The sequence below is a fragment of the Microbacterium nanhaiense genome (assembly GCF_014646015.1).
Taxonomy (GTDB): domain Bacteria; phylum Actinomycetota; class Actinomycetes; order Actinomycetales; family Microbacteriaceae; genus Microbacterium; species Microbacterium nanhaiense.
On the sequence record NZ_BMMQ01000001.1, the window covers coordinates 37,942 to 53,868 of the forward strand.

A 15,927-nucleotide genomic window follows, 5' to 3' on the forward strand; every position below is an offset into this window, starting at 1 on the left:
GTAGAGCAAAAGGCGGGGCGCAGTGCGCCCCGCCTTTTGCGTGCGATCTAGCCGACGCGGATCAGTCGCACGTCGTCGATCGTGCCCCACGACTCGGCCGTGAGGTTCCACGAGATCTCGACCGTGACGTCGGCGCCCTTCTTGACCTGCACCGCGGGCGTCTGGGCGGTTGCGTATGCCCGCCACCCATCGAACTCGAGCGGAGCGTCGGCCGCGCGGGTCTGCGCGGCGCGGGCGCGGTCGGATGCCTGCGGTGGCAGGTGCGTCGGTGTGGCCGTCACCGTGAGCGTCACGGCGTCGGCCTCCCCGATCGCGCCCTGGCTCGTCGCAATCGCGGCGTAGCGGCCGGGCTCGAGGCCCGAGACGGTCTGCGACGCGGATCCGGCGAAGTCGGCGTCGTTCCAGACGTGCAGGGCGTTCTCGCCCTCGACGGCGTCGGCCTGCCAGCCGATGGATCCGCCGGTGCCGGCGAGCGACCAGAGGCCCGCGCCGTCGCCCTCGAAACCGCCGCCCGGGAGGTAGGAGCGCTCGCGCACCGTGACGGTGGCCGTGACAGTGTGGCCGGCCTCGGTCGTGCCGTCGACGGTGTGCGCGCCGAGCGGGCACGAGCCCGGAGCGTCCCACGAGACGGCCTCCTCGGCGACCGTGCCGTCGCTGTACGTCACGCGGAGGTGCGAGGGGAGCGAGACCTTGTCGCCCTCGTTGACCGTGAGGGAAACACGCTGGATCTCGGTGACGACGACCGGTCCGGTCGCGCCCGTGCGCACGTACTCGAAGATGCGCAGCGAGGGGAGCGGGGTGCCATCGGCGGAGAAGAGCGCCTCGTTGTCGACGGCGGATCCGCCGTACCAGCGGCCGGCGTCGTCGGGGTCGTACTCGGCCGCGTAGCTCGCCGCCCAGCCAGATCCGTACTGCTCCCACTTCTGCTGGTTGGCCTCGAGCTCGTCGGGGGAGCCGACGGGCAGCCACGCGGGCTCCCAGCTGAAGACGCCGACGCCGGCGTCGCCGACGTTCGCGACGGCCTGCACGACCTCGCGGAACGCGGTCGCCTGGCCCTGGGCGCTGATGGGGAAGGCCGTCGCCCCGGCCGCCTCGGTGATGGTGTTTTCGTGCCCGTCGGCGTCGTCGAGCGTGTGTACCCACGAGGTCTCGACGACGGCGACCTTCTTGTCGTACGTGTCGGCGACGCGCGAGAGCACCGTGGTGAGGTTCTCGAGGCTGCCGTGCCAATACGGGTAGTACGACGAGGCGAAAACGTCGTAGTCGACGCCGCGCGCGTCGAGGGCCGCCGCCGCGGCGTCATAGCGCCCCGCGGTCTCGGGGTTGGTGAAGTGCAACGCGACGAGCGCGTCGGGGGCCGTCTCGCGCACGGCGGCGGATCCGGCCTGGAACACCTCGGCCATGTCGTCCCAGCCCGAGACGCCGGCGACGCCGTTGTTGGTCTCGTTGCCGACCTGCACCATCGTGACGTCGATGCCGGCGCCTGCGAAGCGCGTCAGGGCGTCGGCGGTGAAGTCGTGCACCGCGCTCGCGGTCTCATCGACCGTGTACCCCTCCCACGCCTTCGGGGCGTGCTGCTTGCCGGGGTCGGCCCAGAAGTCGGAATAGTGGAAGTCGACGACGACGCCGAGGCCGGCGGCGTCGGCGCGCTTGCCGATTTCCAGGGCCCGGTCGACGTCGACGTTTCCGCCGCCGTAGCCGTTGCCGGCCGCGTCGAACGGGTCGTTCCAGACACGGATCCGCACGTCGGAGACGCCGTGATCCGCGAGCACCTCGAAAAGGTCGGCGGGGGATCCGTCGTCGTCGCGGAAGACGACGCCCGACTCCTCGAGCGAGAGGGCCGACGAGACGTCGGCGCCGAGCATGAAGCCGTCGTCGAGGCCGTCGACCGCGGGAACGGTGATCGGATCCGGGGCGGTGTCGGCCGCGGCGGGCGCGGCCAGCGCCGCCACAAGGGCGGCACCGGCGGCGATCGCGACGATCGGGCGAGGTGACATGGGCACTCCTTCGTGCGGGTGGGGAGGGGAGGGGAGGGATCAGCCCTTGACGGATCCCGCGGTGAGGCCGCCGACGATGTAGCGCTGCAGCGACAGGAACAGGGCGAGCACGGGGATCGACGCGAGTACGGCGCCCGCGGCGAAGAGGCCCCAGCGGCTCGTGAGCTGGTTCGAGACCCACTGGTACATGCCGACGGCGAGCGTCCAGTTCTCCTCGCTCGTTAGGACGATCTTCGCGAGGATGAAGTCGCCGAACGACGAGATGAACGCCAGCAGGCCGACGACCGCGAGGATCGGCGTGACGAGCGGCATGATGATGCGCCAGAAGATCTGAGCGTGCGTCGCGCCGTCGATCTTCGCCGACTCGTCGAGGTCGCGCGGGATCGAGTTGAAGAACCCGTACATGAGGAACGTGTTCGCGCCGAGGGCACCGCCGAGGTAGATGCAGATCAGCGCGATGCGCGAGTTGATGCCGAGCGCCGGAACGACCTCGCCGATCGCGAGCAGCATGAGGAACACCGCGACGAACGCGATCGCCTGGGGGAACATCTGGATCACGAGCAGGGCCGTGAGACCCACGCGGCGCCCCGTGAAGCGGAAGCGGCTGAACGCGTACGCGCCCGCGGCGCCCATGATGACGGCGCCGACGGCGGCCGCGAGGCCGACGTAGAGGGTGTTGCCCATCCACGTCCAGAAGTGCGTGTCGCCGAGCGCCGCGTAGTTGTCGAGCGAGAAGGCGCTGAACAGGCTCGACGAGCCGGCGAGGCTGCCGCGGGGGTTGAACGACGCCGAGAGCACGTAGACGAGCGGGAACACCGCGTAGAAGAGCACGACGAGCGCGGCGGGGTACTTCCAGCCGACCTCGGCCCACCAGAGGATCCGGCGCGCGGCACCGCGTGGGTTATGCGAACGGGATCCGCGGCCGCCGGTCGTGACGAGTTCTGTTGTGGTGGACATCAGTTCATCTCCTCGAGTTTGCGGGTCTGGCGGAGCGAGATCGCCGAGATGATGCCGATCACGATGAAGACGAGGATCGACAGGGCGCTCGCGAGGCCGTAGTCGGCCGATCCGCCCTGCACGCCGGAGATGCGGTAGATCGCCGAGATGAGGATGTCGGTGTGGCCAAGGGCCGTCGAGCCGCCGAACGACGGCCCGCCCTCGGTCATCATGAAGATCAGCGTGAAGTTGTTGAAGTTCACCGCGAACGACGAGATGGCGAGCGGCGCGGTCGACACGAGAAGTTGCGGCAGGATCACCGAGCGGAAGCGGCGGAAGCGCCCTGCACCGTCGATCGTCGCGGCCTCGAGCGTGTCCTCCGGGATGGCCTGCAGCGCGCCCGTGCACACGAGGAACCAGTAGGGGTAGCTGAGCCAGAGGTTGACCCAGAGGATCGCGACCTTCGCGAGGAATGGATCGCCGAGCCAGTTGATGTTCGCCCCGAAGAAGAACAGGTCGTTGATGATGCCGAACTCGCTGTTGAGCATGCCGCGCCAGAGGAGCGCCGACATGAACGCGGGGAAGGCGTAGGGGAGGATGAACAGCGTGCGGAAGAGCGCGCGGCCGCGGATCCGCGGATCGTTGTAGATCAGCGCGAAGAGCAGGCCGAGCCCGAACGCGCTCGCGACCGAGAGGATCGCGAAGGCGAAGGTCCAGAGCGTGACCTGCCCGAGCGGGCCGCGCAGGTCCGGATCCGTGACCGCCCGGACGAAGTTGTCGAAACCGACGCCGACGTACCAGCCGGCGGCGAGCTCGGATCCGTCGGACGCGCGGAACTTGCCGTCCTCGGCGGCCTCGTAGACGAGGCCCGTCGAAGTGTCGGTGAGGGTCTGCGCGTCGGCGTCCCACTCGAGGCTCGAGGAATAGACGGATCCGGTGGATCCCTCGCGGGTGCGGATGGATCCGTCCTCCGCGTCGTCGGAGACGGGGACGCGGAGCGAGACGACCTGCTGCTGCAGATCGGTGTCGCTCAGGACGTCGGCGCGGGTGACGACGTCGTACCCGGGAACGGTCGCGGGCGCGCCGTTATCGCCGATGGTCGCGCCGGAGACGACGGCGAGGGGCTCCTCCGCCGTTCCGGCGCGAACCTGGTCGCCGTCTACGATCGCGAAGCCGAGCTCGCCCGATCGTTCGACGACGGTCAGGGGGTAGCTCTCCGCTCCCTCGACGCGCTTCTCATCCTGGATGAGGGCAGCGTCGACCGCCTGCTCCATCGATCCCGCGTGGCCGGTTCCGTAGTTCGTGAACGCGATGTAGCCGGTGTAGCCGAACACGAAGATCTGGAACACGAGCAGGAAGGACAGGCCGGGGAAGAGGTACTTCAGCGGCAGGGCCCGCTTGGTGAAGTACACGACGTCCGCCGCGATCGTGAGGACGACCGTCGCGCCGAGGATGACCCACGACTCGGCCGACCACGCCGCGAGGATGGCGGCGATGCCGAGGGCATTCACGAGGGCCATCAGCAGGAGCTTCACGAGGAAGCCCGCGCCGCGGCCGCTCCAGGAACGCGCGTGCGAGGTGCCGCGCGGGCGGGAGGGAGAGGAGAGCTGCGTAGACATCAGTTGATGGTGGCCTCGAGGTCTTCGACCATCGTGTTCCACGTGCTCGCGGGGTCAGCGCCATTCAGGATCTGAACCTCGGCGCCGTTCCAGAGGTCCCAGACGTCGCCCATCTCGGGGATCGAGGGCATGGGAACGCCGTTCTGGCTCGCGGCGAGGAAGCCCGCGACGATCGGGTCGGAGGCGACCTCGTCGGCGAGCGACGTGAGGGCGGGGATGCGCGGATCCGCCTCGTAGAGGGTGCGCTGCGCGTCCTCCGTCGACAGGTAGTTCACGAGGAACTCCTGCGCGAGGAGGGCGTTCTTGCTCTGCGACGACAGGTAGAAGCCCTGCACGCCGACGAGCGGCGAGGCGGTCTCGCCGCCAGCCGACGGGATCGGGCCGACGACGATGTTGTCGACGTCGGTGTACGTCGACAGCGCCCACGGACCCTGGATCGTGAAGGGCGTCTCGCCCGAGTTGAACAGCTCGTTATTGATGTCGTAGTCGATCGTCGTCGACAGGTAGCCGGTGCCGCTCGGGCTGTTGTCGCTGAGCCACTGCGCGAAGGCCTCGCCGTTCTCGCCGCCCATGGCGACCTCGCTCGAGTACGAGCCGGTCTCGTCCTGCGTGAACAGGGGAGCGCCGAACGACGTCTGGAAGCCGTACATCGTGTAGCCGTCGCCGGTCTCGCCCTCGGTGTTGACGGCGATCGGGCGCTCGCTGACCTCGAGGCCGCGCTCGACGAGCTCGTCCCAGGTCGCGGGGATCTCCTCGCCGACGAGGTCGGCGTTCTGCACGAGCGCGACGGTCTCGACCGAGTAGGGGAGCGCGTAGAGCTGTCCGTCGTAGGTCATCGCCTCGACCGCGACGTCCTCGAAGTCGTCGGTCTTGTCGCCGAGGTCGATCGTGTCGACGACGCCCGCGGTCACGAGGGCGCCGAGCCAGTCGTGCGCGCCGACGGTGATGTCGGGGCCCTCGCCCGTCGGCACCTGCGTGATGAAGTCGTTGCGCAGGTCTTCGAAGTTCTTCTGCACGAGCGTGACGGTCGCGCCCGTGTCGGCCTCGAACGCCTCGGCGGCTGCGCTCAGGGCCTCCTCGCGCTCGGCGTCGGTCCAGACGACGATCTCGGCACCGGATCCGCCGGCCTGTTCGGCCGCCGTGGTCTCGGTCGTGGTCGGCTCAGCGTCGGCGCTGCAGCCGGCAAGCGCGAGCGCGCCGACGGCGGCGGTCGCGGTGATGAACATCCGCTTGTTCATGGGGTTCTCCTTCCGCCGCGCTATTGCGGCAGGGTTGTGGGAGCGGGTGGGGTGGTTAGTGTCGGCTCGTGCGAATCGCGCGCACGGTGCCGGCCGAGACGGTGAACGACTCCGCGCGTTCGCCCGTCAGCAGGTCTTCGCCCGCCACGGCGAGCTCGTGGTCGGTCTCGGAGTGGTTGATCGCGATCGTGAAGGCGTCGGTGTCAGACTCGCGGCGCACGACCTCGAGGCCCTCGCCGAGGTCGCGCGGCGTGAGGCCCGCGTCGGCGTAGACGCCGCGGAACACGTCCGCGAGCGCGTCGGTCGACATGCGGGTCGCGACGTACCAGCCGTGTCCGGATCCGTGGGATCCGCGCGTGATCGCGGGCAGGTCCTTGCCGCCGCCCTCGCCGAAGCGCGCGAGGACCTCGGCGCCGGAGACGCGCAGGTGCTCCTGCCAGTGGTCGGCGTCGGACGACGAGCCGTCGGCCCAGATGACCTTCGCGCTCGTGCCGCGGCGCAGCGGCAGGTACTCCTCGACGTCGACGCCGAGCGCGTCGCGCAGCGGCGAGAGGAAGCCGCCCTCGTGCACGCCGTCGTTCTCGTCGACGACGCCCGAGAAGTACGACACCACGAGGGTGCCCCCGTTCTCGACATAGCGGTTGAGGTTCGCCGCGTCCTCGGCGCGCAGCATGTACTGCGCAGGAACGACGACGAGCGGGTACGTCGAGAGATCGTGGCTCGGGAGGGCGAAGTCGACCGTGAAGCCGTCGCGCCAGAGGCGCTCGTAGAAGGCGCGAACGCGCTCGTTGTGGTCGAGATCGTCAACCGGGCGCCACTCGAGGTCCTGGGCCCAGAACGACTCGTAGTCCCACAGCATCGCGACGTCGGCCCGCACGCGGGAGCCCTTGAGAGGCGCGAGGGCGCCCACGTCGGCGCCGAGCTGCGCGACCTCGCGCCAGATGCGCGAGTCGGTGCCGGCATGGGGGAGCATCGCCGAGTGGAACTTCTCGGCGCCCTTGCGGGAGGCGCGCCATTGGAAGAACATGACGGCGTCGGCGCCGCGCGCGACATGAGCGAGCGAATTGCGGGCCATCTCACCGGGGCGCTTCGCGATGCCGGTCGGCTGCCAGTTGATGCCGCTCGTGGAGTGCTCCAGGAGCATCCACGGGGCACCGCCCGCGACGGAACGGGTGAGATCTGCCGCGATCGCGAGACCGACCTCGGGGTGCGGATCGGCGGCGACGAGGTAGTGGTCGTCGCTTACGACGTCGACGAGCTTCGCCCACTCCCAGAGGTCGACGCCGCCGTGCTGATTCGCCATGAAGTTTGTCGTGACGGGCAGGTCAGAATGCCGTTTGATCGCGTCGCGCTCGGTGATGAAGCACTGGCGCAGCTGGTGGTCGCTGAAGCGGTGGAAGTCGAGTTTCTGTGAGGGGTTTGCCACCGTGGGTGTCGCGGCAGGCGTCGAGACGTGGTCCCACTCGGTGTAGTGCTGGCCCCAGAAGGCCGTGCCCCACGCGTCGTTGAGCGCGTCGATCGAGCCATAGCGCTCGCGCAACCACGCGCGGAAGGCGACGTTGGAGGCCGGCGAGTGGTCATGCGACACCGGCGCGCCGTACTCGTTGTGGATGTGCCACATGACGACGGCGGGGTGGCGTGCGTAGCGCTCCGCGAGGGCGCCCGAGATGCGGGCGATCGCCTCGCGGTAGGCGGGCGCCGACGGCGACACCATGCCGCGGGATCCGAAACCGAGCTTCGTGCCCTCTGCGGTCTCGACCCGCGACTCCGGGTAGGCGGCGAAGAACCACGCGGGTGGCGACGCGGTGGGGGTACCGAGGTCGACCGAGATGCCGTTCTCGTGCAGCAGGCCGAGGACCTCGTCGAGCCACGAGAAGTCGAACTCGCCCTCGCGCACCTCGATGAGCGCCCACGAGAAGATACCCACGCTGACGAGGTTGACGCCCGCCTCTCGCATGAGGCGCACATCCTCGCGCCACGTGTCGCGCGACCACTGCTCGGGGTTGTAGTCGCCGCCGTAGGCAAGGCCATCGATCTGGGGGAAGGCGGTTCGAGAAAGCGCGCCAGCGTTCGCTGTCATGGAAAGAACTACTCCGTCGTATTGTGTGCGTCTGCCACATCTCTGTGACCGGTTACAGTCTGCGGGGGATATTCCCCGACGACCATCGTCAGCGAGAGGTTGTTACGGAACTGTAACCGGTCACAGGTTTGCGCACAAGGGCGCTATTGTCTATCTCATGAGTGTCGAGAAGCGGCCACGGAAGCCGACGATCCGCGACGTTGCGGTCGTCGCGGGTGTGTCGTACGGCACGGTGTCGCGTGTGCTCAACGGCGGAAAATGGGTGTCGGAGGATGCCCGCGAGGCCGTCGAGACCGCCATTCGGCAGACCGGGTACACCGCGAATCACCACGCGCGGAGCCTCGCCACTGGGCGGTCGAACTCGGTCGCCTTCCTCCTCACCGAGCAGCACCACCTCCTCTTCGAGGATCCGACCTACTCGCTGCTCCTGCGCTACTCGGCCCAGGCGCTCACCGCGCGCGGGCAGACCCTTGTGCTGCTTGCGGCTGGAACCGCCGACGAGAAGCAGGGCATCCTGCGCTACGTCGAGGGCGGGCACGTCGACGGCGTCATGCTCGTCTCCTCGCACGAGAGCGACCCCTTCGTGTCGAGCCTTCTCGGTGCGGGCGTGCCGACGGTCTGTGTCGGCCTGCCCCTCGGCCCCGACCACGAGTTCCCCTCCGTCTCGGTCGACGAGTACGGGTCCGCCCGCGAGATGACCCGATATCTGCTCTCAGGCGGATCCACTCGCATCGCCCACATCGCGGGCCCGCAGGACACTCCCGGTGGGCGCTTCCGACTCAAGGGCTTCCGCGACGAGATGGGCGAGCTATTCGACGAGTCGCTCGTCGTCGTGGGCGACTTCAGTCGGGCGAGCGGCGCTGCCGCGGTCGCGAGCCTTCAGCCCGGCAGCTTCGACGCGGTGTTCGCGGCCTCCGACAGCATGGCCGTCGGCGTGATCCAGCGACTGCAGCGTGCGGGCGTGCGCGTGCCGGAGGACGTCGTCGTCGCGGGCTTCGACGACTCCGGGCTCGCCGCCGACTTTGAGCCCGCGCTCACGACGATGCGGCAGCCCTGGGAGCGCATCGGCTCCGAGATGGTCGCGATGCTTCTCGACGTGATCGACGGGGGAACGGGAAAGACCCTCACCCTGCCCACCGAGCTTGTCGTACGCGAGAGCGCGCCGCGGGCGTAGGAGGATTAGGCTCGGCCGCGCACCGCGGAGCGCCACGCCGCGAGCGCGACGGCGGCGTTGAGCGCGATGACCGCGAACCACGCGAGCGTCCAATAGCTGAAGCCACCGCCGCCGAAGAGGTCGATGGCGAGGATCCCGAGCACGACGGCCGCGGGCGTCGCGGAGAAGAGCGCGCGCCTGCGCGCGGGCACGACGGCGTTCTTCGCGAAGCGCGCCGCGTAGGCGCGGGGTGTGCCGAACTCGTCTCCTAAGGTCGTGCCGGAGTCGGTCGCGTGTTCGCGCGCCTCGGTGACGATCTCGTTCGCACGATGATCCGTGATGTCGCCCCGCGTGCGGAGGGCAGCGCCGAGTTCGCGTAGCCACGTGTCATCGTCGAGCGGCGCGCGCGGGGTGCGATTCGTGCCTCCGCGGGGCGCGGGAATGAACTGGAGCGCGGCGAACGCGAGGGCGGCGAGCGTCACGGTCGTGGCGAGGTACCACCACCCGTTCGCGAGTCCGAGGGAAAGGTCGTTGGCCAGCCAAGCGACCGTCGCGAGCGTCCCGGCGACGGCAATGAGCAGTGCCGTCGTTCCCGCGACCGCAGCGACCTGTGACCGACGTTCGCGAAGAGCTGTGAACAGGGCGTACGTACCGACTGCGGCTCCTCCCAACAGTGTCGGGAAGATCGCCCCCGCGAGCGAGATGTCTTCCGACCAGCTGGCGGCTATAGCGGTCTGTACGGCGAAGAGCAGTGAGATGCCCGCGGCCGCGAAGAGCACCGTGAATAATGTGCCCTTGAACGACGCGGGTTCGTCAACGTCCGTCCAGTCGTCGCCCTCCTCGATCCACTCCGCGCGGCGGGCCGAGGCCCATGAGGAAGCGTCGCCGAAGAGGTCATGAGCGGGCTCGTCCGCGCGAGCGATCTGGTCAGCGGCCTCGCCCAGCGCCTTCGCAATGAAGCTCTCCCGCACGTCGTTCATCACGAGGTCAAACGAGACGGCCTCGGCCCACTTTGCGTCGGCCTCCTCGCCGCGGGCCGCGCGCACTGCCTCGATTGCGGCGGAAACGGGGGTGTCGCTCATGAATTCTCTTCTTCTTGCTGATGGGAATGGAGCGCCGCTACCAGGCCGACCCAAGAGTCGCGTTCGGCAGCAAGGCGCGAACGCCCGAGCTCTGTGATGGCATACGAACGGCGGCCGGGCCCCCTTTCTCCCTGGATCCATCTCGCCTCTATGGCGCCGGATTCCTCCAGCGTGCCGAGAAGTGGGTACAGGGAACCGCCCTTCGGTCGGCCAAACCCGTGCGCGGCGAGCTTCTCGGCGATTGCGTAGCCGTGTAGCTCCTCCCGCTCAAGACAGACAAGCACCGCAGTGCCCATCGCAGCGCGCACCCAGGGGAGCGGCCACCGTGGTGGGATGTCATCCATGTATCTAAGTACAGTACCTACCTAGAGATGTGTCAAGCCGATGGGCATGAGGCAGACTGGGCGTGTGTCAGCAACGATCCGAACCGCAGCTGTCGTATCCGTGATGGGGCTGAGCGGCCTCATGCTCGTCTCCTGCACCGGCGACGACGGCCTCGCCGAGGCAGTGAGTGAGCTTCGCGAGTCGGCCGAGAATCACGAGTTCGCGGGCGACGCGCTCGCCGAGTTCCCGCTGACCGTCACGGCGGCCGAGCCGGTGGAGAAGGACGGAACCGCCACGGTCGAGCTGTCCTTCGACTGGGACATCGACGGCAATGAGTGGGCGTATCGCGTGCCCGTCACCCTCACCGAGACCGACGAGGGATGGAACGTCGAGGAGACGCCCGAGCTCTCCGGACTCGGCCTAAAGGAGGGCGAGACGATCGAGGTCGCCCGGAGCTATCCCGAGCGCGCCGACATCGTGGGAGCGGGCGGGAAGACGATCGTGACCGAACGCGAGGTCGCAAGCTACGGCCTCGACAAGAGCTGGGTCGAGCCGGATCAGGTGTCCGACTCGGCCGCGCGCATCGCGGAGGCACTCGGCATCGATGCCGACGAATTCGCGGCGCGCGCGGAGCAGATGGGCGAGCAGGCCTTCGTCGAGGCGATCACGCTGCGTCCCGACGATGCCCAGAGCCGCGTGCCGGACGATTTCTTCGACATCCCCGGCGCCAACGCCGTCGAGAAGACGATGATGCTCGCGCCGACCCGCGCCTTCGCACGCGATGTGCTGGGCACCGTCGGCGAGGCCACCGCCGAGATCATCGAGGAATCCGACGGAACCGTGGCCGCGGGCGACATCGTCGGCCTGTCGGGCCTGCAGAAGGCGAAGGACGCCGAGCTTCGCGGAACCCCCTCGATCGCCATCAACGCGGTGTCGGGCGAGCAGTCGCGCGAGCTCGTGTCGTTCGAGGGCGCGAAGGCGGAGCCGCTCGCGACGACCCTCGACGTCGAGCTGCATAATCGCGCCGACCGCGTGCTGTCGGGCGTCGACGGCACGGCCTCGATCGTCGCCATCCGGCCGTCGACGGGCGGGGTCCTCGCGGTGGCGAACTCGGAGTCCTCCGATGTGTTCGCGAACGCCACCTCGGGGCAGTACGCCCCCGGATCCACGTTCAAGGTCGTGACGGCGCTCGCGCTGCTGCGCGCGGGCGCGAGCCCCGACGACGTCGTGACGTGCGCCGACACCCTGACGGTAGACGGCTACGAGTTCCACAACTTCCCCGAGTACCCCGATGCGAAGACCGGCGAGATCTCGCTGCGCGATGCCATCGCGAACTCCTGCAACACCGCGATGGTCGCGCAGGCGGATCGGATCGACGATGCCGCGCTCCAGGATGCCGCCGCGTCGCTCGGGCTCGTTGGGACGAGCGACATCGGCGCGTTCATGGGATCCGTGCCGCACTCGACGAGTGCCACGGAGCACGCCGCCGACCTCATCGGGCAGGGGAGGATCCTCGTGAGCCCGTTCGCGATGGCCACCGTCGCCGCATCGGTCGCGGCGGGCGCGACCGTCGCGCCGCACGTCCTCGAGACTGCGGAGGCATCCGCCGAGGCGAGCGAGGCACCGGAAGACTCGGCCGACGGATCCGCGGATCCCGCAGCGACGAGCGCGCCCGCCGAAGGCGCGGCGCCGCTCACGGCCGAGGAAGCGTCTACGCTCGGCGAGCTGATGCGCGCCGTCGTGACCGACGGATCCGGATCCGAGCTAAAGGGCCTCGAACCGGCCGTGTCGGCGAAGACCGGCACCGCCGAGTTCGACGACGACGGCGAACTCGCCACCCACGGCTGGATGATCGCGACGCAGGGCGACCTCGCGGTCGCGGTGTTCGTCGCGGACGGAACGGGGTCAGACACCGCGGCGCCCATCGTGAAGGAACTTCTCGCGGCCGAGCCCGCGGCGTGAAACATACAGTCACACACCCATAGACTGGGTGGGTGACTTCTGGCGGTTCGTTCTACATCACCACGCCCATCTACTACCCGAGCGATGTGCCCCACATCGGCCACGGGTACACGACGGTGGCCGTCGACACCCTCGCGCGCTGGCACCGGCAGTCCGGTGACGACACGTGGATGCTGACGGGCACGGACGAGCACGGCCAGAAGATGATGCGCGCCGCCGCGGCGAACGGCGTGAGCCCCCAGGAGTGGGTCGACAAGCTCGTCAGCGAGGAGTGGTTCCCGCTCCTCGACACGCTCGGCGTCGCCAATGACGACTTCATCCGCACGACGCAGGAGCGCCACGAGGAGAGCGTCAAGGCGTTCATCCAGGCGATCTACGACCGCGGCTACATCTACGCCGGCGAGTACGAGGCGCTGTACTGCGTGGGCTGCGAGGAGTTCAAGCCCGAAAGCGACATCGTCATGGGCACGGGCGCGTTCGAGGGGCTGAAGGTCTGCGCGATCCATTCGAAGCCGCTCGAGCTGCTGCACGAGAAGAACTACTTCTTCAAGCTCAGCGAGTTCGGTGACCGCCTGCTCGAGCTCTACCGCGAGCAGCCCGACTTCGTGCAGCCCGAATCGGCGCGCAACGAGGTCGTCGCCTTCGTGCAGCAGGGGCTCAACGACCTGTCGATCTCGCGCAGCGCGTTCGACTGGGGCATCCCCGTGCCGTGGGACGAGTCGCACGTGATCTACGTGTGGGTCGACGCCCTGCTGAACTACGCGACCGCGATCGGCTACGGCTCGGACGACGCCAACTTCCAGCGGCGCTGGCCCGGCTACCACGTGGTCGGCAAGGACATTCTGCGCTTCCACGCCGTGATCTGGCCGGCCATGCTCATGGCCGCGGGTCTCGAGGTGCCGAAGGGCGTCTTCGCGCACGGCTGGCTGCTCGTCGGCGGCGAGAAGATGTCGAAGTCGAAGGCCACCGGCATCGCGCCGAAGACCCTCGTCGACACCTTCGGCTCGGACGCGTACCGCTTCTACTTCCTCTCCGCGATCGCCTTCGGCCAGGACGGCTCGTTCTCGTGGGAGGACATGCTCGCGCGCTATCACGCGGAGCTCGCGAACGGCTTCGGCAACCTCGCGTCGCGGTCGATCGCTATGACGGCGAAGTACTTCGGCGGATCCGTGCCGGAGCCGGGGGAGTACACGGACGCCGATCTCGCGATTCAGGCGCTCGTCGCCGAGGCCACGACGAATGCGGACGCGGCGATCGAGCGATTCCGCATCGACCAGGCGATCTCCGAGATCTGGCGGATCGTCGACGCGCTCAACGGCTACATCACCGAGCAGGAGCCGTGGGTTCTCGCGAAGGACGACGCGCAGCGCGAGCGCCTCCAGACCGTGATCTACACCTGCCTCGAGGGTCTCCGCGCGCTCGCGGTACTGCTCTCGCCCGTCATGCCCGACTCGACGGCCACGCTGTGGGACGCCCTCGGCATCGACGGTGCGCTCGCGGAGCAGAACCTGCGCGAGGCGGGCACCTGGGGCATCCTCGCGCCCGGCACCGCCACGACGAAGCTCGCCCCGTTGTTCCCGCGCATCGAAGAAGAATGACCTACGTTCAGGCACGGGATAAGAAGGGCCGCAAGGACCTGACGCACCCGGAGGAGCCCGAGCCGCTCGCGGTGCCGGTGTACGACAACCACTGCCACCTCGACATCGACGACGGTGAGGATCCGCTGGGCCTCGACGAGCAGCTCGCCCGCGCGGAGCGCGCGGGCATCGCCGGGGTCGTCCAGGCGTCGGGCGACATCGAGTCGTCGCGCTGGGCGGTCTCGGCGGCCGAGCGCGACCCGCGCGTGCTCGCCGCCGTGGCGATCCACCCGAACGACGCGCCCGTGTACGCCGCGCAGGGGCGTCTCGACGAGGCTCTCGCCCTGATCGACGAGCTCGCGGCGCACCCACGCACGCGCGCGATCGGCGAGACAGGGCTCGACTACTTCCGCACGGGCGAGGAGGGCCACTCCGTGCAGATGGAGTCGTTCGAGGCGCACATCGCCATGGCGAAGACGCACAGCATCGCCATGCAGATCCACGACCGCGACGCCCACCGCGACGTGCTCGACACGCTCGCGCGCGTCGGTGCCCCGGAGAAGACCGTGTTCCACTGCTTCTCGGGAGACGCGGAGATGGCCCGCGAGGCCGCCGAGGCAGGGTATTGGCTCTCCTTCGCGGGCAACATCACCTTCAAGAACGCGCAGAACCTGCGCGACGCGCTGCGCGTCACGCCGCGGGAGCGGATCCTCGTCGAAACCGACGCGCCCTTCCTCACGCCGGTTCCGCACCGGGGACGCCCCAACGCGCCCTACCTCGTCCCGCTGACGATGCGGTTCATGGCGGCCGAGCTCGACGCGGACCTCGACGAACTCTGCGCCCAGGTGGCCGCGAACACGCAAGAGGTCTACGGCCCTTTCGCCTGATCCCGTTGGCGGGATGGGGCGGGATTCCCGCCACAAGTGGGACACGCCCTATACCGTGTCCCACTTGGTGCGGGTATGGCGCCCTCATTCCCGCCACAAGTGGGACACGCCCCATACCGTGTCCCACTTAGTGCGCATCAGGCGCCTCCATTCCCGCCACAAGTGGGACACGGGCCGCAGGGAACTCGCCGGATCGGGTGAGAGGATGACCAGATGAGCACCGTTCGCCTCCTCGGCGCCGCCGATATCCGTCGCCTTGCCGCCGAACTCGACGTCACCCCGACGAAGAAGCTCGGTCAGAACTTCGTCGTCGACGCGAACACGGTGCGCAAGATCGTGACCGCGGCGCGTGTGACCGGCGACGAACGCGTCGTCGAGATCGGCCCGGGTCTCGGATCCCTGACGCTCGCGATCCTCGAAACGGGTGCGAGCGTCACGGCCGTCGAGATCGACCCGCGGCTGGCGTCCCGGCTCGCGCAGACGGCATCCGAGCAGGGCGTCGAAGACGGCAAGCTGACGGTCGTCGAGCACGACGCCCTGACCGTCACGGAGCTCCCCGGCGACCCCGAGGTGCTCGTCGCGAACCTGCCCTACAACGTCTCGGTGCCCGTGCTGTTGCACTTCATGGAGACCTTCGAGGGGCTCCGCCGCGGCGTGGTGATGGTGCAGGCCGAGGTGGGTGAGCGGCTCGCGGCCGCCCCCGGATCCAAGATCTACGGTGCGCCGAGCGCGAAGGCGGCCTGGTATGGCCAGTGGCGCCTCGCCGGCACCGTCTCTCGCCAGGTGTTCTGGCCCGTGCCGAACGTCGACAGCGTCCTCGTCGGCTTCGAGCGCGCCGGCGAGGCTCTCGGTTCCGAGGCCGATCGCCTCGACACCTTCCGGATCATCGACCTCGCGTTCCAGCAGCGCCGCAAGATGCTGCGCCAGGCGCTCTCGCGCGAGCTCGGTGGATCCGCGGCGGCGAGCGAGATCCTCGAGGCGGCCGGCGTCGAGCCGACGGCCCGCGGCGAGGCACTCGACGTGCACGCCTTCTTCCGGATCGCACAGGCGGTGCGCGAAGCCCGGTAGCCTG

At 69.0% G+C, this 15,927-nt stretch carries 12 protein-coding genes; 5 read left to right on the plus strand and 7 right to left on the minus strand.

Going from position 1 to position 15,927, the window contains the following annotated elements; genetic code table 11:
* Positions 1–47: 47 nt before the first annotated feature.
* From IEX05_RS00150 to IEX05_RS00170, 5 genes are read right to left on the minus strand one after another with little or no spacing between them, the layout of a single operon-like run.
* Complete coding sequence (locus tag IEX05_RS00150; protein WP_188699316.1) at positions 48–1,997, minus strand: glycosyl hydrolase 53 family protein; 1,950 nt, start codon at positions 1,995–1,997, stop codon at positions 48–50.
* A gap of 39 nt (positions 1,998–2,036) precedes the next feature.
* A complete protein-coding gene (locus tag IEX05_RS00155; RefSeq protein WP_188699317.1) occupies positions 2,037–2,954 on the minus strand; it encodes a sugar ABC transporter permease in 918 nt (305 codons plus the stop codon).
* Entirely contained in the window at positions 2,954–4,552 is a 1,599-nt protein-coding gene (locus IEX05_RS00160) for an ABC transporter permease subunit (RefSeq protein WP_188699318.1), read from the minus strand. The genes IEX05_RS00155 and IEX05_RS00160 overlap by 1 nt, the downstream gene beginning before the upstream one ends.
* A complete protein-coding gene (locus IEX05_RS00165) occupies positions 4,552–5,790 on the minus strand; it encodes a sugar ABC transporter substrate-binding protein (RefSeq protein WP_114117154.1) in 1,239 nt (412 codons plus the stop codon). The genes IEX05_RS00160 and IEX05_RS00165 overlap by 1 nt, the downstream gene beginning before the upstream one ends.
* Positions 5,791–5,845: 55 nt before the next feature.
* Positions 5,846–7,870, minus strand: coding sequence for a beta-galactosidase (locus IEX05_RS00170; RefSeq protein ID WP_188699319.1), 2,025 nt, complete (start codon positions 7,868–7,870; stop codon positions 5,846–5,848).
* A 157-nt stretch (positions 7,871–8,027) separates the two neighbouring features.
* On the opposite strand from IEX05_RS00170, the gene IEX05_RS00175 reads away from it, so the two are divergent.
* Complete coding sequence (locus IEX05_RS00175) at positions 8,028–9,044, plus strand: LacI family DNA-binding transcriptional regulator (RefSeq protein WP_188699320.1); 1,017 nt, start codon at positions 8,028–8,030, stop codon at positions 9,042–9,044.
* Between the two features lie 5 nt (positions 9,045–9,049).
* Here IEX05_RS00175 and IEX05_RS00180 read toward each other — a convergent pair whose 3' ends face one another.
* On the minus strand, positions 9,050–10,105 hold the full coding sequence (locus IEX05_RS00180) for a hypothetical protein (RefSeq protein WP_188699321.1): 1,056 nt from the start codon (positions 10,103–10,105) through the stop codon (positions 9,050–9,052).
* Positions 10,102–10,449: a PadR family transcriptional regulator gene (locus IEX05_RS00185; RefSeq protein ID WP_188699322.1), complete on the minus strand. Its 348-nt coding sequence runs from the start codon at positions 10,447–10,449 to the stop codon at positions 10,102–10,104. Before IEX05_RS00185 ends, IEX05_RS00180 begins: the two co-directional genes overlap by 4 nt.
* 64 nt (positions 10,450–10,513) lie before the next feature.
* Between IEX05_RS00185 and IEX05_RS00190 the strand changes: the two genes are divergently transcribed.
* From IEX05_RS00190 to rsmA, 4 genes are all read left to right on the plus strand, one after another.
* Positions 10,514–12,391 (plus strand): penicillin-binding transpeptidase domain-containing protein, encoded by a 1,878-nt coding sequence (locus tag IEX05_RS00190; RefSeq protein WP_188699323.1) that lies wholly within the window; start codon positions 10,514–10,516, stop codon positions 12,389–12,391.
* A gap of 32 nt (positions 12,392–12,423) precedes the next feature.
* Positions 12,424–13,989, plus strand: a complete 1,566-nt coding sequence (gene metG, locus IEX05_RS00195; RefSeq protein WP_188699324.1) for a methionine--tRNA ligase — start codon at positions 12,424–12,426, stop codon at positions 13,987–13,989.
* The gene (locus tag IEX05_RS00200; protein ID WP_188699325.1) at positions 13,986–14,855 is read left to right on the plus strand and encodes a TatD family hydrolase; all 870 of its coding nucleotides are present in this window, start codon (positions 13,986–13,988) and stop codon (positions 14,853–14,855) included. Before metG ends, IEX05_RS00200 begins: the two co-directional genes overlap by 4 nt.
* Positions 14,856–15,068: 213 nt before the next feature.
* Positions 15,069–15,923 (plus strand): 16S rRNA (adenine(1518)-N(6)/adenine(1519)-N(6))-dimethyltransferase RsmA, encoded by an 855-nt coding sequence (gene rsmA, locus IEX05_RS00205; protein ID WP_188699326.1) that lies wholly within the window; start codon positions 15,069–15,071, stop codon positions 15,921–15,923.
* Positions 15,924–15,927: the final 4 nt, after the last annotated feature.

Excerpts from the sequence above, each read along its gene's own strand:
- IEX05_RS00150 (WP_188699316.1), bottom strand. The coding sequence starts at position 1,997 with ATGTCACCTCGCCCGATCGTCGCGATCGCCGCCGGTGCCGCCCTTGTG.
- IEX05_RS00155 (WP_188699317.1), bottom strand. The coding sequence starts at position 2,954 with ATGTCCACCACAACAGAACTCGTCACGACCGGCGGCCGCGGATCCCGT.
- IEX05_RS00160 (WP_188699318.1), bottom strand. The coding sequence starts at position 4,552 with ATGTCTACGCAGCTCTCCTCTCCCTCCCGCCCGCGCGGCACCTCGCAC.
- IEX05_RS00165 (WP_114117154.1), bottom strand. The coding sequence starts at position 5,790 with ATGAACAAGCGGATGTTCATCACCGCGACCGCCGCCGTCGGCGCGCTC.
- IEX05_RS00170 (WP_188699319.1), bottom strand. The coding sequence starts at position 7,870 with ATGACAGCGAACGCTGGCGCGCTTTCTCGAACCGCCTTCCCCCAGATC.
- IEX05_RS00175 (WP_188699320.1), top strand. The coding sequence starts at position 8,028 with ATGAGTGTCGAGAAGCGGCCACGGAAGCCGACGATCCGCGACGTTGCG.
- IEX05_RS00180 (WP_188699321.1), bottom strand. The coding sequence starts at position 10,105 with ATGAGCGACACCCCCGTTTCCGCCGCAATCGAGGCAGTGCGCGCGGCC.
- IEX05_RS00185 (WP_188699322.1), bottom strand. The coding sequence starts at position 10,449 with ATGGATGACATCCCACCACGGTGGCCGCTCCCCTGGGTGCGCGCTGCG.
- IEX05_RS00200 (WP_188699325.1), top strand. The coding sequence starts at position 13,986 with ATGACCTACGTTCAGGCACGGGATAAGAAGGGCCGCAAGGACCTGACG.
- rsmA (WP_188699326.1), top strand. The coding sequence starts at position 15,069 with ATGAGCACCGTTCGCCTCCTCGGCGCCGCCGATATCCGTCGCCTTGCC.